Here is a 25,553-nt window from a genome sequence, read left to right as displayed (position 1 = left end):
TAAAACGAGAAGGTTTTAAAGTTTACAATTTGGGACTGTAATAATTACACTATTTATTATTTACATAAACCAATTAACGCTTCGCCAACAATAAAATCCTGCTCCGTGTCGATATCAAGCGACCGATCCTGATCCATGACGTATCCAACTGTCTGATCCGTAACAAATGCTTTTGACTGTTGAAACCACTCCACCGAGGCGACGTATACAGCTCCATTCAACGAGTAAACAGTTGGGAGATCCTGCCGTCTTAAAACAGTCGATTCCCTCTGTACTAATGGGTCCAGCCTGCCTGCACTGTTTAACTTGAACATCCAATAGGGACTCTGCTCCGGTTCGGTAACCGATACAGCGGCAGGAGCGCCTGTCGTCAGACACATTTGAATACAGCCATCGATATCTGCCGTTGTTCTAAATGGAGAGGTTGGTTGCAATAGAACAACGTAGTCATAACCCGGAAATTGGTCGAGCAGATGCAGCACAACATCAATGCTTGTTGAATCATCCCTAGCCAGTTCTTCTGGCCTAGCTTCTGGAACATCTCCGTCCCACTCTCTAGCAATGCGCATAATGTCTTCGTTATCAGACGAAACAATGACTCGATCCAAATATCGCGATCGCTTCGCTGCTTCAATCGCCCATGCAATAAGCGGCTTACCATTGAACAAACGAGTATTTTTCATCGGAACGCCTTTTGAGCCTCCGCGTGCCGGGATAATACCCAATACTTTCTTCCCCTGAATCATCTTTAGATAATCCCCTTTGCATGTTCCGCATTCGCTCGTTCGAAATCGTCAATTCGCCCAATGTCAATCCAATATTCACGAATCGGGAACACCGCCGTCTCTTTACCCTCGGCAATTAAATCCGAGAACAAATTAGGCATGTCGTAAAATGTATCTAATGGAATGAGATCCATTGCTTCAGGCTGAATCACATAAATACCACCGCTTATAAAATAACGCTGATGCGGCTTCTCCTCGATGCTGATCAAACGATAGTTATCAGCCTTAACGACACCATAAGGAACTTGATATTCATACTCACGGACACACATCGTCGCCTGTACTACCGTTTCATTATGGAAATCCAGCATCTGCCGAAAGTTCACCTTTGTCAGCAAGTCTCCATTCATCACAAGCAGAGGCTCAGTTGGCCGGAAAGGAAGTAAGCTCAGTGCACCTGCAGTTCCAAGCCGTTTCGTCTCGTGAATATACTGTATCTCTACACCCCACTTGGACCCATCGCCGAAATAGTCAATGATCATCTCAGCTTTATAATTAACCGAGATCATAAAGCGATGAAAGCCATTCATAATAAAGTTATCAAGAATAACTTCAAGAATGGGCTTCTCTCCGATCTTCAAGAGCGGCTTCGGACAATTATTCGTAAGCGGACTAAGGCGAGTCCCCAAGCCGCCAGCCATTAGTACGACCCAGTTGTCCACGCGATCGTTCTTCAGTTTAAGCATCTCATCCATCAGGTCGAGCCTAACTACACGTTCTTCCTCGTCCAACACTGGCACTTGACGTAGGTTGTATCGTTTCATCTTGCCAAAAATCGCTTCACGCGAGTCTTTCACATGCGCATACTTAGGCGAAGCATTCATAATTGTATCGACAGCGCTATCGAGTGGAACGCCGCGCAATATGCCGCGCCGAATATCACCATCCGTAATCGTCCCAAGAAGCCTCCTCGCTTCATCGACAACCAATACGATCTGTACAGATCCACTATCAATTTGATGCATCGCTTCAATGATCGTTGTTTGTGGCAATACTATAAGCTGATCAATGTTGTTCATTTTTTAGCCTCCTTTGCAGGTACACCGTACACTAATTTATCATCTGCAACAGGCTTCAACACGACTGAACCCGCCCCGACTACACAGCGTACTCCAACAGTTACATTCTGAATAATAGTTGCCGATGCTCCCAGATGTGTGGAATCGCCCACGACTGCTCCTCCACAAAGTACTGCCCCCGGAGAAATGTGTACGTGAGCACCTATCCTACAATCATGATCAAGCGAAGAGCGCGTGTTAATGATCGTGTTGACTCCAATTGTACTTCCTGCCTGCACAATAGCACCCGCCATTATATGTACACCTTCTTCAAGTTCAACATCCGACGATACGATTGCTGAGTCATGAATAATCGTTTCGAACGTATAGCCTTGACTTCGGAAATGATTAAAAATACGGCTTCTAAGTAAATCCTGCCCGATCATTCCGATACCATTAACTAACGTAACATTACGAGCGTCACACTCAGCTACCTGTGCATCTTCACCTATGTAATGGATACCACGCTGTTCCATCCAATCGGATGAAACTGGACCCGCATAACCAATAATCGTGCGTCCTTGTCGAAGCAACAGATCAACACACACCTTTGCATGGCCACCAGCCCCTAGAACAATAATAGGCGTATTCATTAATCGATCAGCTCGTCCGGCTCATAATGACGCTTGGCTACCGTACCGATTAGCTCCCAGTATTGTGAAGGAGGTAACCCATTACCCGGTCGTTTAATTGTAAGATGTTTCTCTGTTATGCATTCGCCTTGTGCGATTGGCAGAGCCGCAACGACACTCTTACGAGCCGGCTTCTTGTTCCTCTGTTCCGATGCTGCAGGAATTTTAACAGAGGAGCCTAGCGCTTTCTCTACGTTCCGAATTTGTTGGATCATGCCGGCAAGCTCATCAGGCTCCATAGAAGCCTGGTGATCCGGTCCTTCCATCGATTGATCGAGTGTAAAATGCTTCTCTATAATTGTTGCTCCGAGCGCCACGGCTGCTACCGGTACTTCTGTACCAATCGTATGATCCGAGTAGCCCGTATTTAATTGAAACGCCTGCATTAACGTTTTCATTTTATTTAAATGAACATCTTCAGCAGGTGTTGGATATTCCGTCGTGCAATGCAATAGCGACACATTCTCTCGCAGCACAACTTGGCCCTCTTCGGAGAAGTACGCTTCTCGGAATTGCGTTGCAGAAGGCTTATCCCCGCCAACATAGCCGTATGCTATAGCACCTAGCGCTTCTTCAATATCACCCAAAGATGACATTCCACTGGAAATAATCAACTTTACACCTTTACGTGCAGCATGATACAGCAGTGGAAGATTCGTAAGATCACCTGAGGAGATTTTTAGTTCACTCATCTGAAAACGTTCTGTGAGTAAGGCCAGACTTGGCATATCAAATGGTGTAGATAAAAAACGAATACCCACCCGTTCACATTCTTCAATAAGCTCGATATGGTCCGATTCGCTTAACTGTAACCGCTCAAGCATACGAAGCTGCGAATCATCATTATTCGTCGTTCTTTTCTGATACTCCGCTTTAGGTGCATTTTTGCTAACAAGAGCATCCGCTTGAAACGTTTGGAATTTCACTACATCCGCTCCAGCCTGCGCAGCGGCATGTACCAACTGTTTAGCGATCTCTAACGATCCATTATGGTTGACTCCCGCTTCTGCAATTACATAAACCTTCTGTGTCATGTTCAATCCATGGCCTCCTAACAGGACGGTAAAAAAAAGACAAAGCCCCCATCAAGTCATTGTATAAAATGATTTGATGAGAAGCCGATCTAACGGAACACTCCTCAGCACTTCGATAATTCGTTCTGCTGTTTGTCCGTCCCCATACATACTTGAATCTGCTTGATTACATAATCGCCGAAAATCAGGTGACAACACCTTATTAATAGCCTTAATTATCTCGTCAGTTGAGTCGTCGCAATCGACGATAGATAACCCTTTAACCCTACCATCCTGACGTCTTCCAATATTGACCGTAGGCTTGTGCATATACGGAACCTCAATAATACCACTCGACGAGTTACCAATTACAACGTCAACATGCGAAATAGCGCTTAAATATCGCAGCTGCCCAAGTGATGTGTGGCAGACGACACGCTCGTTTCGAGCAGCCGTGTATTTGTCGATTAGCTGTCCGATAATTCTACCATTAGTATCCGCATTCGGTTTCGTAAAGATAATGTTCGCCTGTTCAAAATAATCCAACGCCGCAAGCAGACGTTCCATTTGCTGTTCTGCATCTTGGCCCGACAATGACAATGGATGATACGTAACCAAGAAGTTTAGACGTCCTAGCTTAAAATTAATAGACTGTTCGAATGCGGGACGGTCTAACAGCATTAAATTCCGTATATTATCCAGTCCGATCGCGCCAACGTTGTAGACATGCTCTGGCAGTTCACCCAATTGTATGACACGCTGACGATACGGCTCTGTCGATGTGAAATGAAGATGCGACATCTTCGTAATCGAGTGACGAATCGCTTCGTCGATTACCCCTTCCGTACTCTCTCCGCCATGCAAATGAGCAATCGGAATGTTCGCAACCATCGCGGCTTGTGCCGCTACCATCGCTTCGAACCGGTCACCTAACAGCACGATCAAATCCGGCTTTAATCGTTCGAAAGCATCTGCAAAACCGATTAATCCAAGTCCCATGGATTTCGTAATGCCTACTGGCGTATCACTTGACAGCAGCATTTCGACTTTTGCATCAATGACAAAACCGTCAGCCTCAATCTGACGGTAGGTCAATCCGAACTCTGGTGACAAGTGCATGCCAGTTGCTACTAACTGCAGCTGCAACTCAGCGTCATCAGCAATCAACTTAATAAGTGGATATAACAAGCCGTACTCTGCTCTTGAGCCGGTTACTACACATATCGTTCTCACAGAACTCTCCCCAAATAATTCATAATTATGAGCATAAAGACGCACTGCTCGGTATGTTAATGACCGACGCAGCCAGACGGTTCGTTACAGGGAGCTGCATACTCGGGCAATCCTTAAACATAGGAAGCTCGTGCATCGGCGTCCAGATCGGACGCGTCATCAAGCCAGCATTATTGACAACCTCCAAAATTTGATCCCTTAACTCAAAGCTAGGCTCATCGAGCACAATGGCATTAAGCCAGTAGTTGCTTGATGCAAAAGACGGCTCCATGAAAAGAGACACACCGAGAATTGACTCAAAAATAGCCGCATACTTGTTCACCAATGTTCGCTTCTGCTCTAGCATAATCGGGAGCCGCTCAAGTTGCGCGCAACCTAAAGCCGCATTCAGATTAGGCATTCGATAGTTATAGCCAATCTGATCATGATGAAACTCCCAGCGATGAGGCAACTTCGCAGTCGTCGTAAGATGTTTGGCTGCTTTTGCCAATGTCTCGTCGGAGGTCAGTATGGCGCCACCGCCGCCTGTCGTAATAATTTTGTTTCCATTAAAGCTAACCGCCCCGAGCTTACCAAACGTCCCCGTATGCTTGCCTTTATAATAGGATCCAATAGATTCCGCCGCGTCTTCAACTAGTGTAATCCGGTATCGCTCGCAAACCTCCATCAACGGGTCCAGATCAACAGGATGACCGAACGTATGCATTGGCACTATAGCAGCAATTCTTCTGCCAGTCTGCTTGTTGTATACTGCACCGTCATCCTTATATACCGCAATATCCTGAAGATAGTGGTCCAGCGCTATAGGATCAACACCCATCGTAACGGGACTAACATCAATAAAATGCGGAACAGCACCGCAATAAGAAACGGCATTAGCCGTCGCCACAAACGTTAACGATGGCATAAGCACTTCATCGTTTGCTTGAACACCTGCCAGCATAAGACATACATGAAGAGCAGACGTACCGTTGGATACGACTATTGCGTAGGGGGATCCCGTATACTCCGCAAGCTTAAGCTCGAAATCTTCAACATACTTGCCTGCAGAGGAAACCCATCCGGTATCGAGACATTCTTTCACATAATTCCACTCATTGCCACGAAATGTGGGCTCATGCAGACTAATAAATCCTTGATTATCAGGTAAAGCCTGCTGTAGTGCCTCTACAATGCGGGAAGGAAGCTGTAATTCATTCATAGCGCTCATCTCCCATCAAATGATGTTAAATATTATACTGATCGGCTTTGTATCTGGATAGATTATCGCTATTCGTAAACCACTGAATCGTCTGCTGCAGGCCAGTACGGAAGCCGTCAATCCCACCAAACTGCGGCTCCCAGCCAAGCAACTGCTTCGCCTTCGCGTTGTCTGCCCATAACCGTTCGACCTCGCTCTTCTCTGGACGAAGACGTACTTCATCGCTAACAATCTCAATTTGCCGATCCATAATTTCAGCAATTAGCTTTACCGTATCCCCAACAGAGATCTCATAATTGCTGCCGATATTAATAACCTCTCCGACGCTCCGCTCAGATTCAAGCATAGCAATGAAGCCATTAACTGTATCCGCCACGTAATTAAAATCTCGCGTCGGATGTACGGAACCCAGTCGAATCTGGTCCCGTCCCGATGCAATCTGTGTAATGACAGTCGGGATTACCGCTCTTGCCGATTGGCGAGGGCCATATGTGTTGAACGGCCGAATAATACCAACTGGTGTCTGGAACGAACAATAGAACGACATCGCCATCTGATCTGCACCGATCTTTGAAGCCGAATACGGCGACTGTCCTTGCAACGGATGCTGTTCTGTAATCGGTACAAATTGTGCTGTTCCATATACCTCGCTCGTCGAGGTATGAATGACTTTAGAAATTTGCAGTTCCCGCGCAGCCTGAAGCACATTCAAAGTTCCCTTAATATTCGTATCCAAATACGTATCCGGAGAATGGTATGAATATGGAATAGCAATCAGCGCCGCTAAATGTAAGACGGCGTCGCATCCTTTCATCGCCTCTTTAACACCATGAGGGTCTCGAATATCGCCAGCGAATGTCTCAAACTTGCCACGTATATCAGCAGCACAATCATCAAGCCAGCCAGCCGAATTAAAAGAATTGTATAAAGTAAACGCCCGCACATCATAACCGCGCCGAACTAGCGCCTCTGTTAAGTGCGAACCAATAAAACCGTCCGCCCCGGTAACCAATATTTTTCTATTGTTCTTCATTCTGTTCGCCTCATTCTCTATCATTTTTGATACAAGATTATAACGATTTCAATTTGTCTTTATTTAAGCAGTTCCTCATATACTTGTTCTACCTGCAATGCAACGTTCTTCATATCAAAATGTTCGAGCACTCTTTCAAACCCCTGTTCTGCCATTTCAATATGCTGATGTTCCGGGCTGGTCATGAGCTGTTGAATACAATCAGCTAATGCTTCAACATTGCCATCTTCAACAACTACCCCTCCCCCCGTTAACTGAATAATTTCCGGGGCACCCCCTGAGTCAGATACAACTACGGGTGTTTGAGCAAGTAATGATTCAATGATCACTCTCCCAAACGGTTCGTTGAGTGAGAAGTTGATCGTAAAATCGCATTGCCCCATTAGTTTAAGCGGTTCCTTGGTATGTCCAACGAACTCAACATGACTTTCTAAACCATAACTACTCACTGTACTCTTCATCATTTCATAGTAGGCACCAGAACCATCCACTGCTGTTCCGCCAACAATCATAAGCTTACAATTGTTAATATTATTTGCTACTAGGCGCTGTATCGCCTCAATTACCAATTCATATCGCTTCCACTCGACAATTCTGCCGAATGTTCCAATAATAAATTGACCATCCTCCATGAACATTCTACTTTTCTTCGTCAATGCACGCTTATCAATGCCGTTATAAATAATTGATTTGCGTCCCGATTGCAGTGATTGTCCAACAAAATTTGATATACAAATAACTTTGTCGAACAACTGCGGCAGCAATAAATTGTACATTAGTGACGAAGGAAAGTAATCACGATGATGCCAGATAATACGTGCCTTTGTTAAAAATTTCATTGGCGCTACGAACCAAGGAGCTCTCCAACCGTTTGCATGTACAATTGCAATTCGTTCCCTCCGAACGAAACTTGCCAACTTCATAACATTCCGTAAGTAGCTAAATCCAAGCTTTTTTTTCACACTTTCCAGACGAATTTCAATGTGTTCATATGGAACTAGTATCTCATTTAGGTATGTCGTATTCTTAGGCGCAGCCACCATGATCTTATATTTAGACTGATCAATGTGATTGATTAAGTGAATTAAACTCTGTTCCGCTCCGCCCTTCAGATCGGAATGAGTCACAAACATGATAGACCTTTTCCTTAACCCCGACATTGCATTTCTCCCTAGTCTTTCATTAGTTCATTCAATTCACTAGCATGATTCATTAAAATGCTTTTATTATCATAATTTCGCAGAATCAATTTATACCCTATAGATGCAAATTCCTCTGCAATCTCTTTATTACGCATAATCTTTAAAGTTTGCTCTAAGAACTGATCCGTAGTATCCGCTATGCATATTGCTCCACCTGTTGCTTCGATACCCTCTGCCCCTATAGATGTTGATATAACTGGCATTTTCATCGCTAGAGCATTAAGTATTTTAATTCTCATCCCTCCTCCTATGAATAGAGGGACGATAAATACATCAGATTGAGCAATATAAGGTCTTTCATCTTCAACATATCCTGTAATCATAATATTTTTAGGGTATAAAGATTTATATTTTATCAGTTCAGACGAAGGGTCTTTGCCTACAATATACAACTTTACATTTGGTATTTCTTTTATGACTCTTGGAAACACATTGTTAACAAACCAACGCAATCCATCTATATTGGGGTACCAAGACAAAGAACCTAAGAATGTTATTATAGGCTCATTTCCAGTTGAAGATTTTGGAATTGGATAGTACTTCTCCGTATCTACTCCTGCAGGTAATAACGCTAAATTCGCCTCAGGATTCAATTTATGCATTAATGCCTGGTCTTCTTTTGTTATCATATAGACACGGTCGAATCTCCCGGTAATATTACGTTCATAGTTTCGAAGTTTAATAAACTGGTATAACAGGAAAATTTTTTTTATTATATTTTTTTCTTTTTTATATACCCGTTCCATTATTTGGCTCTCCACATTATGCTGTCTTAGCACTATCGTCGTATTTTTTCTTAGACGAATGTTTTCGGAGTAATAGGCCATATGAAGATGATCCATATAAACGATGTCTATCTGCTTAGCATCCAATATTTCTTCAATAGCACGTTTCATATCGTCATTAATATATTTCTGCATATTATACGACATTTTCGAAACAATATTTTTTAATAGCAATTTAGGTGTATTACGATAGCTTATTGGCACTTTTATGATTTCAACATCAATTGGCATCTCTAATTCTATTTCACTATTTTCTTGATCACTAAAGACACATAAATACACTCGATGCCCATACTGGACAAAGTTTTTTAATGTGTTATAAGTTACAATTCTTCCGCCATCATCCGCCGGATAAGGGTACAGATGCGTTAAAAATAATATGTTCTTCACAAATTTTCACTTCCGAGACATTTTATTTGAACAGTAAATTATCATCATTAGTTTCTACCTAAATGATTAAGAAAATATGAAGTGTTTCGTTTTTTTGTAATTTCTAATAATTCAACGTTTCTACTCCTATATCTCGACGAGATCAAACCTAATATTGTAAAGAATAAAACTCCGGTACTGCTATAATAAGTAAGTTCGTACGTCATCATGTTAAGCATTAAAGAAAATAAGATGATTCGTAAAATTTTTGTTGTACTATCGCCATTAATTTTTAGACAAAGCAAAAATAAAAAAATAATTAGGAAAAAACCAATAATTCCTCCTTCGAATAGTAGATTTATGTAGTTATTATCCATCACACCAACTAATTCTCGCAATCCATTACTCGATCCAGGAGAGAGTCCAAATAAAGATCTTAATCCGTATGTGTTCATAATATCATCGACTGATCCAATAACCGACAATCGGTGTGTATAGGACCTATCATCCGTTCTACTAATTCTTGTCCACACCACATCGAACATACCTTTATGGTTCACATACCAAACCACGAAGGGCACAGTGATCATTGATAGACAAACTCTCTTTATAGTAAATATTTTTATTTTGTAAGTTATAATAAATATTAAAAGACAAATTAATGTTGCAAAAATGTTTCCTCTAGAAAAACTCAACATAAGGGAAACGAACAGCAATACCCAACCGATTACATTTGATAGTTTGGTTTTTTTTCCATCAACTTTATCCTGCATTAATCTCCAAGATATAAGTAAAACCCCCACCATGGAAACCGTCCCCAATGCCAACGGTTCACCTTGGAACCCCCATGCTCTTGTAGCGCGTATCCCGCTGCTTAAATAAAAACCTCGTTCAATTAAGAAATACTTACCCATAAACAAAGGGGATTTTAACGTAAATTGCAAGATTGCAAATATGGCATTTACATAAGATAACTTAAGGAAAAAGTTAATGAAAGAATCTATAAATCGCTTGTCATTAACAGAAAAGGTATACACAACATAAAAAACCATAACGTTCATTATTAACTTAAAAACAATCATATTTAATTCAAAAAATGAGCCACCATACAATAAATCACTTAATCCTGTAGCAAACAACCATACGGCATACATATACATAATAACCAAAGGCAACTTAATTTGTAGTTTCATCTTATTTACGATTATCGAAATAACTCCGATAAAAATAGTTAATAGTACTATCACTTTATCTGGTGATATTGTCCCCATGCCTGTGCTAAATTGAAAAAATTTAGTTGCTTTCGAATCAGGAATTAATAAAATCACACAACATAGTAAGAAAACTACTAACGAAGCACCCGTGTTACGCCTCGTTATTGGTATGATCACAACATCATCTCCCTTGTATTAATCTATTGAGATTACTGGAATTTTCTCAGTGTATCTCGCAACAGTTCATATCAGCAAAATAAGCCTCATCTATCATCGAACAATATTTTTTGTTACAAACATATATATATATGGAACTAATGACAAAAAAAATTATAAAGGCCCTAGTGGTCACATGAGACCTTTTTTCGGTACACAATATGTCATGCAAAAAAGGCGACTGCCAAAGCCACCATAATTATTGACCGCACTCACCCGATATATCTTGTCGACTTATTTGTATATCAAATTCGTTCGTTACTGACATCATGGTCAAAGAGATTAAGCAGTACACAACCAGAATTAGATTGAACTTTCAAATTCATCTTGTCGCCTCTTTATAAGAGGTATTCTCATTTTGTTCTAGTAAAATACTTTGCCACAGTTTATTATTTATGTCTTCCGAAAAATTATTTACGACAAAATCATATCCAATCATAGCCCGTTTTCTGTTAAGATGAGTATCTTGTAAAAGGACATTTATTCGGTTTGCAAATTCAATTCTTTCATCTGTTACATACATAACATCATTATTTATAGAGATACCTTCCGCTCCAACAGTTGTTGAAACGACTGGAACCCCCTGCATCATCGCTTCAATGATTTTAGTTTTAATTCCTGACCCAAACAATAACGGAGCAACAAAAACTGCTGAATCACGCGTTATATGTTCAACATCGTCTACTTCACCTGTAACAATAATATCTTTATATTCAGATTGTAGTGCCTTTACTTGCTTAGAAGGATTTTTCCCTACAATATAAAATTTCGCATTAGAATGCTTCTTTTTGACTTCAGACCAAATCTCTTTACAAAAATATAAAACTGCTGCAATGTTGTGTGGAACATCCATTCTACCCACAAATACTATTTTGTCAGGGTCGTAGCAGCGACTAACAGGTCGACTAACTATCTCGCTATTCATAGGAATTCCAATACAGCTGCTGTGAGATACTTTATTCTTAAACTCTTGAGCCTCTATTTTTGAGGTAAATACTAAGCTCTCAAAATCTCTATTAACTTTTATTTCATATTTTTGCAACAAGCCCATCTCATATTTCAATATCATCCTTTTATTGATTGGATGATCGATTATTTTACTAATAAACCTAGGCATTTTCGATAATAGAAACCCTAGAATCGAAGGGCTATATTCTAGAAACACAAGTTGTCTTTTATATCGCAATGACAAGAGATCATCATAGTTAAGTATGTTTTTTTTCGCGTTTTGTATATATCTCTTATATTCAGCCACTCGAATAGTATCATATATCACTATATCGGGTTGTTCTTTCTCAACAATTCCCTTAATTACTCTCGCTGTTTTTCTAGAAAAGAATAGTGACACCTGTAATGGCCAATCCCTTAATATTAGTGATTTAAATAATAAATTGCCCATTTTTTCAAAAATCCCAGGGGGCAATAGCGTTATTGTTCGATCTATACTATTTGGCTTTAAAGATAGATATCGTTCTTCATCAACAAACGATAAATTAACAATAGTGCTCTCTGGGTATATTTTCTTTAAGTGTTTTATGTATTGCATCAGTATGTTTTTTCTACCGTCGACTTTTGGGTATGGTAACTTATTAGTAATTAACAGTATTTTCAAGATTTTTCTTCCTCACTTATTAATATGCTCCCTTAGACCCCAGTAACACTTTTACAGTGCGTAAAATAATTAATAGATCAAACACAATACTACGTTTATTTATATATTTTAAATCCAATTCGACCATTTGCCCAAAACTCAGTTCGTTTCTCCCACTCACTTGCCACAACCCCGTGCATCCCGGAGTTACACTTAACCGTTGTTTATCGTACGCTGTATATTCCTTTACCTCTCTGGGTAAAGGCGGTCGGGGTCCCACCAAACTCATATCGCCTCGCAGCACATTCACAAGCTGCGGAAGCTCATCAATGCTCGTTTTGCGAATTAGCCTTCCGATTCTAGTAATACGCGGATCATGTTTCATCTTGAACATTGCACCTTTGATCTCATTCTGAGCCAGCAATTGTTCCAATTGTTTGTCCGCATCTCTAACCATGGATCGAAATTTGTACATTCTAAAAGGCTTTTCATCCCTACCCACTCTTGTTTGGTAGTAAAAAACAGATCCCTTCGGATCATCAATCTTTATTATTATCGATACCGTGACCAGTAAGGGCAATAATATAATGATTCCAATGAACGCACCAACCATATCCATTAACCGCTTAAGCAGATCATAAACTTTCCATTCTCGGTCGGTTACCTCATGTAGGTCTAACCTTATCTCATCGTTCATGATGATGTTCTCCACATCATTGCGAGGTGATAACATTGACTAATCCTCCCCTTCGAAAAATCATTGCAACTTAAACTAAAGCATTGCGTTAAAAACACGAGCTATACCTTCCTGCTCATACAGAAAAGCATAGCTCGTATTTCGAACAAAATATAAGTGGGGCATCAAACCCCACCTCACAACACACCACTGACGATGTACGTCTAAGGTTGATATAACCCACGGTGCATCCGAGTGCCTACGATGATAACGGTCTAGTAGACATTACCTAATTCGCTTAGTGAACCTCTATATCATTACTTCAGGTTCGCATCAATTGAACCATACGTCTTCAAGAGCTGCTGAATCGTATTCAGTGCATGCTCTCTTAGCTTGCTGTCCTGAAGTGCAAATTCCAACGTCGTGTCGATGAAACCAGGCAAATCCCCTACATCGTACCGTTTGCCCTCATATTCGTAAGCGTATACTTGTTGCATACTGTTGAGCGCCTGAATCGCGTCCGTCAATTGAATCTCTCCGCCAACGCCTCTCTCTTGCTTACCAAGCAGTTCAAAGATTTCAGGAGTTAGTATGTATCGACCCATAATTGCAAGATTAGAAGGCGCCTGACCTGCAGGGGGCTTCTCTACAAGCTGATCAACTTCATATAATGGACCGTTCGTATTAGATGGCTTCACAATGCCATATCGGTCCGTCTCATGCTCCGCAACACGTTGTACCGCAATAACGGGGCTCTGCACATGCTGATAGGTTTGAATCAACTGCCCTATGCACGGGACTTCCGATCTAACAATATCGTCACCAAGCAGAACGGCAAAGGGCTCATCGTTGAAAAATTTCCTGGCAACCCAAATTGCATGTCCTAATCCAAGAGGTTCCTGCTGACGAATAAAGTGAATGTCCGCCATCTTCGAAGGCTTTTGCACCTTCTCAAGCAACTTCAACTTCCCCTTCACCCGCAAGTTCTCTTCCAACTCGAATGCGCTATCAAAATGATCTTCGATCGCGCGTTTATGCTTACCGGTTACGATAATAATATCTTCGATACCCGCGGCTACTGCTTCTTCCACGATATACTGGATCGTTGGTTTACTTAAAATCGGGAGCATTTCCTTCGGCATTGCTTTGGTTGCGGGCAGAAACCTTGTCCCGAGCCCTGCCGCAGGAATCAATGCCTTCCGAACTGACTGCATGAAATGCACCTCTTTCTTCCCCTATACCCGGCCACAAATAATGCCAAAGTTTCATAGTATTATGACACAGTAATAGTACTATGATACTACGAAACTTACTCTCAGTCAGCAATGCACGCCTAAAGTTTCATTAAATTAATGTTATTCTTCATTACTTCCGTAATAGTAATAATAACTTTGTTCCGATTTACTTCTTTTTACATTATTCATTACGACACCTAATATCTTGGCATTCACCGTATCCAATCCTGCCTTTGCCTTTAACGCCGCTTCACGCTTAACGGAACCATACTCCATAACGAGTACAACACCATCACTCTTCGATGCGATAAGCTGGGCATCTGTAACCGCTAACAATGGCGGCGTATCGATTAGTATAATGTCGAACTCCGTCTTAAGCAGTTCAAGCAGCTCGCTCATACGTCTAGAAGCAAGCATCTCGGCGGGGTTGGGCGGAATAGGTCCGGCAGTAATAATGAACAGATCTGGCACGTTTGTTTCCTGCAGAACATCTTCCAACTGATTCTTGTGTGCCAGCAAGGAAGATAGACCTACACGATTCGAAGCACGAAATGTATGATGCGCAGTAGGCTTCCGCATATCTGCATCTATTAGCACCACCCGGCGCTCCGATTGAGCAAACGTGATCGCTAGATTGGAGATCGTCGTAGACTTACCCTCACCCGGTCCAGCGGAGGTAACAACAATAACTTGGATTGCAGAATCGATTGCCGAGAAGTCGATATTCGTTCGAAGTGTTCGATACGCTTCGGAGATTGGCGATCTAGGATTCGCCAGCGTGATCAAATGGCGTCTATTTCCCGATTGCGACATGTTCCATCTCCCCTGCTTTCCTTGATGTAGTCGGTCTTGTTCCTGCTTGTGCCGGCTGTTTCGCTATGATCTCGGCCTCCTGAGACTTGTTCATCTCCGATGCACTAACCCGATTGATCATCGCCAACGTCGGCAGTCCCAGAATCTGCTGAACATCCTCCTCCGACTTCAGCGTGTCATCCATAAACTCCAGAAGGAAGGCCACTCCTACTCCAATTAGAAGCGTCAGAACAAATGCAATCATCGTATTCAGCATCACATTAGGCGATACAGGCGTTTTATTCGCACCATCTTCCTTCGCATAGTTCAGAATGGATACGTTCTGAACGTTCATCAGGGCCGGTATTTCACTTTGAAAAACCTTAGAAACCGCATTGACGATACGAGCGGCTTTCTCATAAGACTGATCCCGAACGACCAATGTCATAACCTGCGTATTGTTCACTGAACTAACACTGACCTTCTCAATTAATCCTTCTGCATTGATCCCGAACTCGGGGTACATCTCGACAACTACATCCATAATTGCTGGTGTTTTAATGATTTCCTTGTATGTATCGATCAGCTTAAGATTGGTATTAACGGTATCTGTGTTGAGCTGTTGGTTTTCCACGTCAGATGTTTTATTGACAATGATCTTCGTTGATGCTTCATATTCGGGCTTGATTACAAACTTGCTGACGATGCCAGACAACAGTGTTGCTACTACGACCAAGGTTACAATCCACCACAAACGCTTGCGAATGATTCGGACGTAGTCCTTGATTTCTAGTTCTTTCACGTCATTCTCCCCCACGATCATTGGTCGCTTTTTACATAACAAGATCGGCCCCCTCCCTATTCTTCTGGAGAGGGGGCCAACCCGATGGACTTACCTATTTATAGCTATTACTTCACCTGAATCGCACGGTACAGAATAACAGCCGCTTCAGCACGGGATGCATTATTGTTCGGATTGAACTTGCCGTTGTTTCCGATTACAATGCCTTCCTTAGCAGCAAGTGCAACACCTGCTTTAAGTGTAGCGTTGATTTGAGCAGCATCTTTGAACGCCTTCAAAGCGCCATCCACATCTTCAACCGCTTCAACACTCGTCGTCAAGCTCAGCGCGCGTGCAATCATCGTTGCCATCTCAGCACGCGTGATCGTCGCATTCGGAGCGAATGTAGTTGCCGTACGTCCATTAATGATGCCCTTCTTAGCTGCTGCTGCAACATAAGGAGCGAACCAATCCGTCGACTTCACATCTTTGAAGCTCGACGTCAGGTTGGAGCTCTCCAGGTTAAGTGCACGAACAAGCATCTTAGCAAACTCAGCGCGTGTTACATTGCCTTTCGGATCAAACACGTTCTCCGAACGTCCCGAGATCGCGCCTTTAGCAGCGAGAACCTCGATCTGACGGCCAGCCCACGATTTAACCGAAGCAATATCAGCGAAGCTTACTTTATTCTCGACAACAACATACGAGGAGAACGATTCACGCGGTTCTACGATTGTATTGCCATCCAGTACACCGCCTTGGAATACCAATTTGCCGTCGACGATCTTCGCTACGCTCAGCAGCTCTTTGTCAACGCCATCCAGGTTACCAAGCGGAATACGTACTACAATCGGATTGGTGAATTCATGTACAGCTTGTCCGCCTACCGCAAGATTGAAGTCGTATACCGAAGATACAGCCGCATAACCCTTAACAGCTGGTTCGCCTGCGTTATCCTTCGTATTAACCTTGAGGCCGAGCGACTTGCCATATTCATCACTATTAGGAACAGACACCGTCAGTCCATTAAATGCAAGATCCAGCTTGCCGAACGGCGAAGCATTCAGCTTCTTCGTCGCAGCTTCGGACAATTTGATCTCTACTGACTCATTGGCGATCTTGCCCAGGTTAACCGTTAATGCACCTGCTGTCACCTTTGCATCGGAGCCAGCCGCCTTGAGGAATTCCTGCAACTTGGCATACGCCGAAATTACAATATCCAGCTTAGCGATTACTGCATCGCTTACATCTGCTACAGCTACGCCATCCACTGTCTTCACCAACGAAGAAGCATCAATAGTTCCCGCATCTTTCACGACTTGCGCGAACAAAGCCAGCGCTTGTTTCACAAGCTCCTGTTTCTCCGCATCCGATGCGCCTTCCAGCTTCTTAATCAAATCGTTGAATTGTTGATCTACTGTCACTGAAGGTATGATAACCGACCCACCAGGCGTTGTCCCTGTTGACGAATTCAAAACGTTGTAATATGCATCCGCAATCGCAAGCGCAGCAGCATTGAACACTGTTGAATTAACCTCTTGCTCCAGCTTGTCCAACGCTTGAGCAAGATCATCACCAGTAATCTTCGCGTTCGTAACAAGCTCTTTAAGCGCAGCAGCATCAGACGCAGACAACGCCGCATTCAACGCACCACTTACCAGTTCCTTCGCTTGATTCTTATCCTTTGCAATAGCAGCCCACTCGAGGATTGACTTCGATTTCAGTTGATTTCCAACATACGCTTCAGCTTGAACTGCAGCCGTTGCTACCGCTTCAACCGTGATGGCAGAAACATCTGTAACACCAACGTCTGCGCGTTTCAATACTTCACGATATTCAGGCACTGTGCGGATGTCGTCCAATGCCTTTACATTTAATGTAGTAGGAATGGACAACACATCAAGAAGAAGTTTCCCGAACACAGCACGATCGTTAGTGTCCGTGATACCGAGCTTAGTTGCAATTGGTCCTGCAATTGCTTCAAGCTTGGCATTGTCTTGTGCCAAGCCCTTAATCGCACTACGCGCAGCTTCAACCTTAGTCGCGCCTTCCGGAGTCAGTGCTGCAGATACAGTATTGAACCGATCGATAGCAACTTGAAGATTGTTCGTGCTTGCCGCGAACGCAGTTTGCGCCGCAAGATGGTTAGCCAGACCTTTCTCGCTGAACGGAATACCCGCAAAGCTAGTGGATACGATTGCTGCTGCCAGTGAATACTTCAACAATTGACCTTTAACACTCACTACTTATCACCTCATCAGATTAATGGTACGACGGACTTGCGAGTATACAATTCCTTAATATTCAAGCTAAAAAAAAACGCTAGAATCAAATACTCCAACTATGGTTTGTTCTATGTATGCTACTCTTCTAAGCTGTTGGTACCAGATGTGGGGAATTTATTGTTATAATTCTACCATCTAAAAAAGTGCATGGTCAATTAAGAATTACTTAAAGATACGTATTGTATCTAGGTATTTCGAATTACAAAGCACTGTTATATCATATGGAATCTATTACTTTTTGTAATAGCAATACAAAATGTATCATTTAAATTGGAAATTCATTAATACATTTTATTACTCCCAACACAGCCTATCCTATCGAACACCCAGAATCCGGACCTGCGAGGCATAGCCACTGACCCGTCTCGCATATAATTTAATAGTTTGAATTACACACCGTCAGCACTTGAAAGGATGTGTACCTTGTGGATGAAATGCAAGCAACAAATTCCAACCTAGTCGCATCGGTATATCCGCTCGAGGCTCATAACTACAATCCGCTTCCTATCGTCATTGTCGACGCCTGTGGCGTATGGGTCACAGATGCCAACGGCGAGCGATATATGGACATGCTTAGCGCCTATTCCGCACTAAATGCAGGTCACCGCCATCCTAGACTCATACGTGCTTTGCTCGATCAGGCCATGCATGTGACGCTTACGTCCCGCGCTTTTTATAACGAACCATATATTCGGCTGTGCACTGCACTCACCAAGTACACAGGCAAAGAAGCAATACTCCCGATGAACAGCGGAGCGGAAGCCGTTGAGACAGCGATCAAAACCGCTCGGCGCTGGGGCTACCGGAAGAAGGGCATACCCGACAATCAAGCGGAAATCATTGTATGCGCCAATAATTTTCACGGAAGAACAACAACTGCGATTTCCTGCTCGTCCGAACATGCTTATATACACAACTTCGGTCCGCTCACGCCAGGTTTCCGCGTGATCCCCTACGGAGACATCGATGCACTTGAAAAAGCCATAACTCCGCACACAGCTGCATTTCTCGTGGAGCCTATTCAAGGCGAAGCCGGCATCATCCTCCCGCCCGAAGGGCACTTATCCGCAGCCGCTGCGCTATGCCAAACTCACCAAGTACTCTTCATTGCCGACGAAATTCAAACCGGCTTCGGCCGAACAGGCCGCCGATTTGCTTGCGATTACGAGAATGTCATCCCAGACATTTATATCGTAGGCAAAGCGTTAGGCGGCGGCATTCTGCCCGTCTCTGCTATAGCAGCGGACCGAGATATCCTGGATGTGCTCGAGCCTGGCTCCCATGGTTCCACCTTCGGCGGCAACGCGCTGGCCAGCGCCGTTGCCGCAGAGGCCATTGCCGTTACTGAAGAGGAACAGCTTGCCCAGCGGTCCGAGACGCTAGGACAACATCTGCTATCAGCCATAAACCAGATGACGAATCCGATCATCCGCGAGGTTCGCGGCCGCGGGCTGTTTATCGGCATTGAGCTTACGGTTCCCGCCCGTCCCTTGTGCGAGAAGCTGATGGCTCTCGGACTGTTGTGCAAGGAAACGCATCAATACACGATCCGCTTAGCGCCACCCTTAACGATTACCGAAGACGAACTGAATTGGGCAATCAGTCGGTTGCAGCAAGTACTCGGCTAATTTCCTTATAACAACAACGCCCCTGCCGAGCAATTCGGCAGGGGCGTCTCTTATTCATCCATGCGCAAGCGCAACACCTAATGCAGGCACATCCAGCAACGCCAGCAATCGCTTCACGCGTGAGGCGTCATTCTCATCCACCCATCCGCTTCGAATCACGAGAAGCACGCCATCGCACGCTGCTGTTATCAACTGCGCATCAGCCGATGACAATAGGGATGGAGTCGCGATACAAATCTGATCATACTGCTGTCTCCAGCTCACGAACAGCGGCTGAAGCGGATAAGAACCAACGAAATCCTTCGAATACGGAAGCCTCGGTCCTGCTGTTATTACATCCAGATTATTAATAACGCCGCGATTCACAACATCTTCTGCCGTGCTGGAAGCTTCAATGATCGAGCTCAGTCCCACCACATTCAATAAACCAAACAGCTGATGAATGAGCGGGACATTCATCTCCCCATCCACAAGCAGCGTTCGCCGATCTGCCTGGGCATAAGCGATAGCCAAATTCGCGGCCATCTCCGCTGTTCCGCTCCCTGCCTTCGGTGCGGCCACGGCGATAACGCTCGGAGCACCACTACCGCCGCCTGTCCGATCAATCTGCGCACGAAGCGCACGATACCGCTCCACTGTCTCATTATTCATCCCGCTAAGCATGACAAGCTTATTTCTCGATCGGGACATTTCGGCTCTCCTTTGCTCCTCGGAGCTTCACATGGGATGTATGGCGATGGCCGCTCTTGCGTTTACCACTCTCAATAAATAAAGGAACCTCAACCAGTGTTTCAAACCCGAGTGTCCGCGCCACGTCGCGTTCCGTCCGGATCCATTTGTCAAAATACTGCAAAACAAAGCACAGCCCGACGCCAACCATACCTGACAGCGCAAACGCTACCACAAGCAGCGTCGTAAGCCCCATATTCACCGGCTGCGGCCATGTGCCAGTATGATCTTCCGCAGGATACAGAACTTCTAAGTCGCCCGAGCCATATAACCGCACCGTCTCGGCGATTAATGCTTCCGAAGCCGCATTCACCATAAGGGCCGCTTTACTATAACTCTCATCACGAGCCGATATGGTCAGAATCTGCGATGTTGTGCTAGTAGATACCGTTAGTTTACCCGCAATCGCTCCCGCTGACAGCCCAAGTTCCGGGTGATTAGCCGCTACTTTCTTCGTCACATTAGGCGTCCGCACAATATCCTTATATGTCTGCAGCATCAATAGATTCGCCTGGATGACCTTAGGATCAATCGAATTATCCTTATCCGGATCATTATATTTATTCGTCATTATCAGCTTAGTAGACGCTTCATAAATCGGAGTCCGTGCGCGTCCTATGCCGAAGGCAGCCATGCAGCCCACGACCACGATGATGGCGATCAACCACCACCGACGGCGCAGCATGACTACGATATCGAGTAGGTCAAGCTCCTCTTGCAACACATATTCCCTCATTCCGATCGAAGAATATACCACATTGGTCTACATGTTGCGCTTACATAATAAGTCATAAACCTATACAAACTTGCACATTTCTACAAAATTAATAGTTATTTTTACCTATTCTATCATTCCTATTTTTCTAGCGTCAATGACCTCAGCATGCAGATATAGGATACTATTACAATTATTTTTCCTTAACAAAAAAAGCGCGACCGCAGCAGCTCGCAGCTGCAGCAATCGCGCTTACTTTATAAAACTTACCCTTTACTCGGATCGAACGAGCTCTTCAGCGACACGATCCGGTTGAATACCAGCTTGTCCTCATCGGACAGCTTCGAGTCAACATTATAATACCCATGGCGGAAGAACTGGAACTTGTCTCCGCCCTTCGATTCTGCCATGCCTTGCTCTACATAGCCTTGCAGAATCTCCAGCGATTCCGGATTAATCCGCTCGAGGAACGGCTTGTCCGCACTCGCTTCATCATCGATGAGCAGCGGCTCGAAGTGGCGGAATTCAGCCGCCTTCGCCTGCGACGCTTCCACCCAGTGGATCGTCCCTTTCACCTTGCGGCCCGTGAAGCCGGAACCGCTCTTCGTCTCCGGATCGTACGTGCAGCGCAGCTCGATCACTTCGCCAGCCTCATTCTTAATAACCTCTTCACACTTAATGAAGTAGGCATGCTTCAGGCGAACTTCGTTGCCCGGATAGAGACGGTGGTATTTCGGCGGCGGCACTTCCATGAAGTCGTCCTGTTCGATATAGATCTCACGGGAGAACGGAATCGAACGCGAGCCCATCTCTTCGTTCTCGGAGTTGTTCTCCGCTTCGAGCTGCTCGACTTGTCCTTCCGGATAGTTCGTAATAACAACCTTCAGCGGACGTACAACGGCCATCGAACGAAGCGTCTTCAGCTTCAAATCTTCGCGGATAAAATGCTCCAGCATCCGCTCGTCGACGAGGCTGTTCGCACGAGCGACACCGATCTCACGACAGAATGCGCGCAGCGATTCCGGTGTAAAGCCGCGGCGGCGCAAGCCGCTGATCGTCGGCATGCGCGGGTCGTCCCAACCGTCGACTACACCGTTGTCGACAAGCGACTTCAGGTATCTTTTGCTCATAATCGTATTCGTAATGTTCAAGCGGGCAAACTCATATTGATGAGGCGTCGCTTCCATCTCGCATTCCGCAACAACCCAATCGTACAGCGGACGATGGTCTTCGAATTCAAGCGTACAGATCGAGTGCGTAACTCCCTCAATGGCATCGCTAAGCGGATGCGCATAGTCGTACATCGGGTAGATGCACCAAGCGTCGCCTGTCCGATGATGATGCGTATGCGAAATCCGGTATAGGACCGGATCACGAAGGCTGATGTTCGGCGAAGCCATATCGATCTTCGCGCGCAGTACGCGCTCGCCGTCCTTGAACTCGCCAGCACGCATCCGTGCAAACAGATCGAGGTTCTCCTCTACGCTGCGGCTGCGGAATGGGCTCTCTTGGCCAGGCTCTGTCAGCGTGCCGCGCGTCTCGCGCATTTGTTCCGCCGTCAGGTCGCACACGTACGCCTTCCCTTTCTTAATCAGCACAACAGCACGGTTGTACAGCTCCTCGAAATAGTCGGAAGCGAACCGAAGGTCGTCCCATTCGAAGCCGAGCCATTGCACATCCTGCTTGATCGACTCCACATACTCTGTATCTTCTTTAAGCGGGTTCGTATCATCGAACCGCAAATTCGTGCGTCCCTTGAATTCATCGGCGAGCTCGAAATTCAAGCATATCGACTTGGCATGGCCAATATGGAGATAGCCATTCGGCTCTGGCGGGAAACGGGTCACGATCTCGCTTACCGCACCCTTGTTCAGGTCTTCCACGACGATGTTACGAATGAAGTTCGAGGATATCGTTTTATTTTCCATAGCGATCAACCTTTCCTGCGGAAAATTTCTATCCTATTATAATACACAATTTTCTATCGTTTTATATAGTCAAGCGGAAATTAAGGGGTACCTTACACATTGACGGAAGCCAGCGATAATGCATATAATTAGGTTAGCTAATCAAAGTATATAGAAGAGCAGAGGAGGCGATATACGATTGGACGAGAATCAGCAACTGTCACGTGAGCTCATGCATGCGTTTCGCCAGCTGCGTCAGTTGAATTGGACCGGCTTGAAATCAAGTGACGGCCATACGAGGACTGAGGTTATGACCCTGTTTCATATTTTCAAAGCGACTCGGCAGGAGCCTGCAGGACCGAAGGCTTCAGACTTGGCGCGCTCACTGAATGTAACGATGCCGACGGTGACCCAGATGGTCAATGTGCTCGAAGCGCGCGGCCTCCTTGAACGACACCGCGATTCAAAAGATCGACGAGCCGTCCGCCTTCGGCTGACCGAACAAGGCGAAGCCGTCATGAGCCGCAACCACACGATCATGCTGAACAAAATGAGCAGTGTTATTGAGCATCTTGGCGAAGCACGGAGCCGCGAACTAGTTGACACCTTGCAAGAAATTTTCCGTTTCTATTCCTCAGAGAATGCAGATACCTGTTCCTCCCCTTTGCACGACAAATAATCCGCCTACTTATCGAAAGAGGTGACTTTTCTCCACATGCTCAAGCTTTTGCGTTATTTGAAACCGTACCGGATCGCCGTTACGTGTGTGCTTGTATTCGTTTTCCTGCAGACGCTCTCCGACTTATATTTGCCAACCTTGCTCGCAGATATCGTCGACAAAGGCGTTATGTATGCCGACACTCATTATATTTGGCGAATCGGCGGTTTCATGCTTCTCGTCGCGTTCATCGGCACACTCTGCTCTATCGGTGCCAGCTATTTGTCAGCCAAGGCAGCAGGCGGCTTCGGACGCGATCTGCGCAGCCGATTGTTCGCGCACGTCGAACGGTTCTCGATGAACGAGTTTGACCGGATCGGCACCGCTTCTCTCATTACCCGTACAACGAACGATATTACACAGGTTCAAATGGTGTTAACGATGATGATGCGCGTGCTCGTTATGGCGCCGCTTATGTGCTTCGGCGGCATCATTATGGCGCTGTCGCGCGATGTGAAGCTATCCTTCGTCATTATCGCGATTGTGCCGGTTATTGCGCTTGTTATTCTATTCATCTCGAAACGGACAATTCCTCTATTTGGTCTCCAACAGAAACGATTGGATCGCCTCAATCTTGTGCTCCGCGAGCATCTGACGGGTATCCGCGTCATCCGGGCATTCAACCGCACGAATCATGAGCAAGCTCGTTACACGACGGCGAACGGCGAATTGACCGATACCGCCATGCGGGTCAACCGAATGATGGCTGCCATGATGCCGGTCATGATGCTGATCATCAACTGCGCGAGCATCGCGATCATTTGGTTCGGCGGCATCCGCATCGACCACGGCGGCATGGAAGTCGGCGATCTGATGGCGTTCATTCAATATGCTTGGCAGATCATGTTTGCGCTCATGTTTGCCTCCATGATGTTCGTCATGGTGCCGCGCGCATCCGCTTCCGCTGCACGTATCCAGGAAGTATTCGATATGCAGCCGAACATTGAAGATCCTGCGAAGTCAGCGACAACTAATGAATATCAAGCGAAAGGTACGGTAGAGTTCCGCGATGTATCTTTCCGTTATCCAGGTGCGGAGATGACGGCACTGGCGAACATTTCGTTCAAGGCGTCCCCTGGCGAAGTAACGGCCATTATCGGCGGTACCGGTTCGGGTAAATCTACGATGCTGAACTTAATCCCTCGTTTCTATGACGCCAGCGAAGGCGCTGTTACGGTCGACGGGATCGATGTTCGAGAGATGACGCAGCAGACGCTGCGCGAAACGATTGGACTCGTGCCGCAGAAAGCCATGCTGTTCACCGGTACAGTAACAGACAATATTCGATTCGGACGCGAAGAAGCGACAGATGAAGAAGTTCGGCATGCTGCGGCAGTAGCGCAGGCATCCGATTTCATCGAGAAGATGTCCGAAGGCTATCAATCGATCATCTCTCAAGGCGGTACGAACGTATCCGGCGGTCAGAAGCAGCGTCTGTCGATTGCACGCGCGCTCGTACGCAAGCCGCTCATTTATTTGTTCGACGACAGCTTCTCGGCGCTCGACTTCAAGACGGATGCCAAGCTGCGTGCGGCGCTTCGTCCCGAAACGACGGATGCAACCGTCATTATCGTCGCACAGCGGGTCAGCACCGTTATGGACGCGGATCAAATTATCGTGCTCGACGAAGGTCAAATCGCAGGTATCGGCACGCACCGCGAATTGCTGGACAACAATGAAATCTATCGTGAGATCGTCATGTCGCAGCTGTCGGAGGAGGAGATCGCATGAGAACCATTGGACAATTCCGATCCG

The 25,553-nt window shown here is 45.1% G+C and carries 22 protein-coding genes; 3 read left to right on the top strand and 19 right to left on the bottom strand.

Annotated elements, in window-relative coordinates:
- Window positions 1-56 precede the first annotated feature (56 nt).
- From H8B09_RS18270 to H8B09_RS31050, 16 genes are all read right to left on the bottom strand, one after another.
- Window positions 57-746: an acylneuraminate cytidylyltransferase family protein gene (locus H8B09_RS18270; RefSeq protein ID WP_191204977.1), complete on the bottom strand. Its 690-nt coding sequence runs from the start codon at window positions 744-746 to the stop codon at window positions 57-59.
- Window positions 747-748: 2 nt separating this feature from the next.
- Window positions 749-1,804 carry a nucleotidyltransferase family protein gene (locus tag H8B09_RS18265; protein ID WP_191204976.1) on the bottom strand — a complete coding sequence of 352 codons (1,056 nt, stop codon included), beginning with the start codon at window positions 1,802-1,804 and terminating at the stop codon, window positions 749-751.
- On the bottom strand, window positions 1,801-2,436 hold the full coding sequence (locus tag H8B09_RS18260) for an acetyltransferase (protein WP_191204975.1): 636 nt from the start codon (window positions 2,434-2,436) through the stop codon (window positions 1,801-1,803). Before H8B09_RS18260 ends, H8B09_RS18265 begins: the two co-directional genes overlap by 4 nt.
- Window positions 2,436-3,509: an N-acetylneuraminate synthase gene (gene neuB, locus H8B09_RS18255; RefSeq protein ID WP_191205171.1), complete on the bottom strand. Its 1,074-nt coding sequence runs from the start codon at window positions 3,507-3,509 to the stop codon at window positions 2,436-2,438. The genes H8B09_RS18260 and neuB overlap by 1 nt, the downstream gene beginning before the upstream one ends.
- A gap of 51 nt (window positions 3,510-3,560) precedes the next feature.
- The gene (gene neuC / locus H8B09_RS18250; RefSeq protein ID WP_191204974.1) at window positions 3,561-4,721 is read right to left on the bottom strand and encodes a UDP-N-acetylglucosamine 2-epimerase; all 1,161 of its coding nucleotides are present in this window, start codon (window positions 4,719-4,721) and stop codon (window positions 3,561-3,563) included.
- 25 nt (window positions 4,722-4,746) lie between these two features.
- Window positions 4,747-5,922 (bottom strand): LegC family aminotransferase, encoded by a 1,176-nt coding sequence (locus H8B09_RS18245; protein WP_191204973.1) that lies wholly within the window; start codon window positions 5,920-5,922, stop codon window positions 4,747-4,749.
- Between the two features lie 25 nt (window positions 5,923-5,947).
- A complete protein-coding gene (locus H8B09_RS18240) occupies window positions 5,948-6,955 on the bottom strand; it encodes an NAD-dependent 4,6-dehydratase LegB (RefSeq protein ID WP_191204972.1) in 1,008 nt (335 codons plus the stop codon).
- A gap of 59 nt (window positions 6,956-7,014) precedes the next feature.
- Entirely contained in the window at window positions 7,015-8,088 is a 1,074-nt protein-coding gene (locus tag H8B09_RS18235; RefSeq protein ID WP_191204971.1) for a glycosyltransferase family 4 protein, read from the bottom strand.
- A 38-nt stretch (window positions 8,089-8,126) separates the two neighbouring features.
- Entirely contained in the window at window positions 8,127-9,332 is a 1,206-nt protein-coding gene (locus H8B09_RS18230) for a glycosyltransferase family 4 protein (protein WP_191204970.1), read from the bottom strand.
- Window positions 9,333-9,379: 47 nt separating this feature from the next.
- Entirely contained in the window at window positions 9,380-10,702 is a 1,323-nt protein-coding gene (locus H8B09_RS18225) for a hypothetical protein (protein WP_191204969.1), read from the bottom strand.
- A gap of 361 nt (window positions 10,703-11,063) precedes the next feature.
- A complete protein-coding gene (locus tag H8B09_RS18220) occupies window positions 11,064-12,353 on the bottom strand; it encodes a glycosyltransferase (protein ID WP_191204968.1) in 1,290 nt (429 codons plus the stop codon).
- A 19-nt stretch (window positions 12,354-12,372) separates the two neighbouring features.
- Complete coding sequence (locus H8B09_RS18215) at window positions 12,373-13,029, bottom strand: sugar transferase (protein WP_224753763.1); 657 nt, start codon at window positions 13,027-13,029, stop codon at window positions 12,373-12,375.
- 296 nt (window positions 13,030-13,325) lie between these two features.
- A complete protein-coding gene (gene galU, locus H8B09_RS18210; protein ID WP_191204966.1) occupies window positions 13,326-14,222 on the bottom strand; it encodes a UTP--glucose-1-phosphate uridylyltransferase GalU in 897 nt (298 codons plus the stop codon).
- Window positions 14,223-14,363: 141 nt separating this feature from the next.
- Window positions 14,364-15,056 carry a CpsD/CapB family tyrosine-protein kinase gene (locus tag H8B09_RS18205; RefSeq protein WP_191204965.1) on the bottom strand — a complete coding sequence of 231 codons (693 nt, stop codon included), beginning with the start codon at window positions 15,054-15,056 and terminating at the stop codon, window positions 14,364-14,366.
- A complete protein-coding gene (locus H8B09_RS18200) occupies window positions 15,037-15,837 on the bottom strand; it encodes a YveK family protein (protein ID WP_318152655.1) in 801 nt (266 codons plus the stop codon). The genes H8B09_RS18205 and H8B09_RS18200 overlap by 20 nt, the downstream gene beginning before the upstream one ends.
- A gap of 107 nt (window positions 15,838-15,944) precedes the next feature.
- Window positions 15,945-18,059, bottom strand: coding sequence for an S-layer homology domain-containing protein (locus H8B09_RS31050; protein ID WP_191204963.1), 2,115 nt, complete (start codon window positions 18,057-18,059; stop codon window positions 15,945-15,947).
- Window positions 18,060-18,535: 476 nt separating this feature from the next.
- Here H8B09_RS31050 and rocD point away from each other — a divergent pair, with 476 nt between their 5' ends.
- Entirely contained in the window at window positions 18,536-19,729 is a 1,194-nt protein-coding gene (rocD, locus tag H8B09_RS18190) for an ornithine--oxo-acid transaminase (protein ID WP_191205170.1), read from the top strand.
- Between the two features lie 54 nt (window positions 19,730-19,783).
- On the opposite strand, the gene H8B09_RS18185 is transcribed toward rocD, so the two are convergent.
- The 3 genes from H8B09_RS18185 to H8B09_RS18175 form a co-directional block, all read right to left on the bottom strand.
- Window positions 19,784-20,419 (bottom strand): CpsD/CapB family tyrosine-protein kinase, encoded by a 636-nt coding sequence (locus H8B09_RS18185; RefSeq protein WP_191204962.1) that lies wholly within the window; start codon window positions 20,417-20,419, stop codon window positions 19,784-19,786.
- Window positions 20,400-21,182, bottom strand: a complete 783-nt coding sequence (locus H8B09_RS18180; RefSeq protein WP_318152654.1) for a YveK family protein — start codon at window positions 21,180-21,182, stop codon at window positions 20,400-20,402. The genes H8B09_RS18185 and H8B09_RS18180 overlap by 20 nt, the downstream gene beginning before the upstream one ends.
- Window positions 21,183-21,439: 257 nt before the next feature.
- Window positions 21,440-23,101 carry a glutamine--tRNA ligase/YqeY domain fusion protein gene (locus H8B09_RS18175; protein WP_191204960.1) on the bottom strand — a complete coding sequence of 554 codons (1,662 nt, stop codon included), beginning with the start codon at window positions 23,099-23,101 and terminating at the stop codon, window positions 21,440-21,442.
- A gap of 178 nt (window positions 23,102-23,279) precedes the next feature.
- On the opposite strand from H8B09_RS18175, the gene H8B09_RS18170 reads away from it, so the two are divergent.
- Window positions 23,280-23,759 (top strand): MarR family winged helix-turn-helix transcriptional regulator, encoded by a 480-nt coding sequence (locus H8B09_RS18170; protein WP_191204959.1) that lies wholly within the window; start codon window positions 23,280-23,282, stop codon window positions 23,757-23,759.
- Between the two features lie 36 nt (window positions 23,760-23,795).
- On the top strand, window positions 23,796-25,529 hold the full coding sequence (locus H8B09_RS18165) for an ABC transporter ATP-binding protein (protein WP_191204958.1): 1,734 nt from the start codon (window positions 23,796-23,798) through the stop codon (window positions 25,527-25,529).
- The last annotated feature ends 24 nt before the right edge of the window (window positions 25,530-25,553 follow it).

This window comes from Paenibacillus terricola (assembly GCF_014779765.1).
Classification (GTDB): Bacteria; Bacillota; Bacilli; order Paenibacillales; family Paenibacillaceae; genus Paenibacillus_T; species Paenibacillus_T terricola.
The sequence above is the reverse complement of the archived record's forward strand: the minus strand, read 5'-3'. Positions and strand labels throughout refer to the sequence as shown.

What these genes read in the sequence shown, in the direction of transcription:
- H8B09_RS18270 (WP_191204977.1), bottom strand. Translation starts at nt 746, where the DNA reads ATGATTCAGGGGAAGAAAGTATTGGGTATTATCCCGGCACGCGGAGGC.
- H8B09_RS18265 (WP_191204976.1), bottom strand. Translation starts at nt 1,804, where the DNA reads ATGAACAACATTGATCAGCTTATAGTATTGCCACAAACAACGATCATT.
- H8B09_RS18260 (WP_191204975.1), bottom strand. Translation starts at nt 2,436, where the DNA reads ATGAATACGCCTATTATTGTTCTAGGGGCTGGTGGCCATGCAAAGGTG.
- neuB (WP_191205171.1), bottom strand. Translation starts at nt 3,509, where the DNA reads ATGACACAGAAGGTTTATGTAATTGCAGAAGCGGGAGTCAACCATAAT.
- H8B09_RS18245 (WP_191204973.1), bottom strand. Translation starts at nt 5,922, where the DNA reads ATGAATGAATTACAGCTTCCTTCCCGCATTGTAGAGGCACTACAGCAG.
- H8B09_RS18240 (WP_191204972.1), bottom strand. Translation starts at nt 6,955, where the DNA reads ATGAAGAACAATAGAAAAATATTGGTTACCGGGGCGGACGGTTTTATT.
- H8B09_RS18235 (WP_191204971.1), bottom strand. Translation starts at nt 8,088, where the DNA reads ATGTTTGTGACTCATTCCGATCTGAAGGGCGGAGCGGAACAGAGTTTA.
- H8B09_RS18215 (WP_224753763.1), bottom strand. Translation starts at nt 13,029, where the DNA reads ATGAACGATGAGATAAGGTTAGACCTACATGAGGTAACCGACCGAGAA.
- galU (WP_191204966.1), bottom strand. Translation starts at nt 14,222, where the DNA reads ATGCAGTCAGTTCGGAAGGCATTGATTCCTGCGGCAGGGCTCGGGACA.
- H8B09_RS18205 (WP_191204965.1), bottom strand. Translation starts at nt 15,056, where the DNA reads ATGTCGCAATCGGGAAATAGACGCCATTTGATCACGCTGGCGAATCCT.
- rocD (WP_191205170.1), top strand. Translation starts at nt 18,536, where the DNA reads ATGCAAGCAACAAATTCCAACCTAGTCGCATCGGTATATCCGCTCGAG.
- H8B09_RS18185 (WP_191204962.1), bottom strand. Translation starts at nt 20,419, where the DNA reads ATGTCCCGATCGAGAAATAAGCTTGTCATGCTTAGCGGGATGAATAAT.
- H8B09_RS18175 (WP_191204960.1), bottom strand. Translation starts at nt 23,101, where the DNA reads ATGGAAAATAAAACGATATCCTCGAACTTCATTCGTAACATCGTCGTG.
- H8B09_RS18165 (WP_191204958.1), top strand. Translation starts at nt 23,796, where the DNA reads ATGCTCAAGCTTTTGCGTTATTTGAAACCGTACCGGATCGCCGTTACG.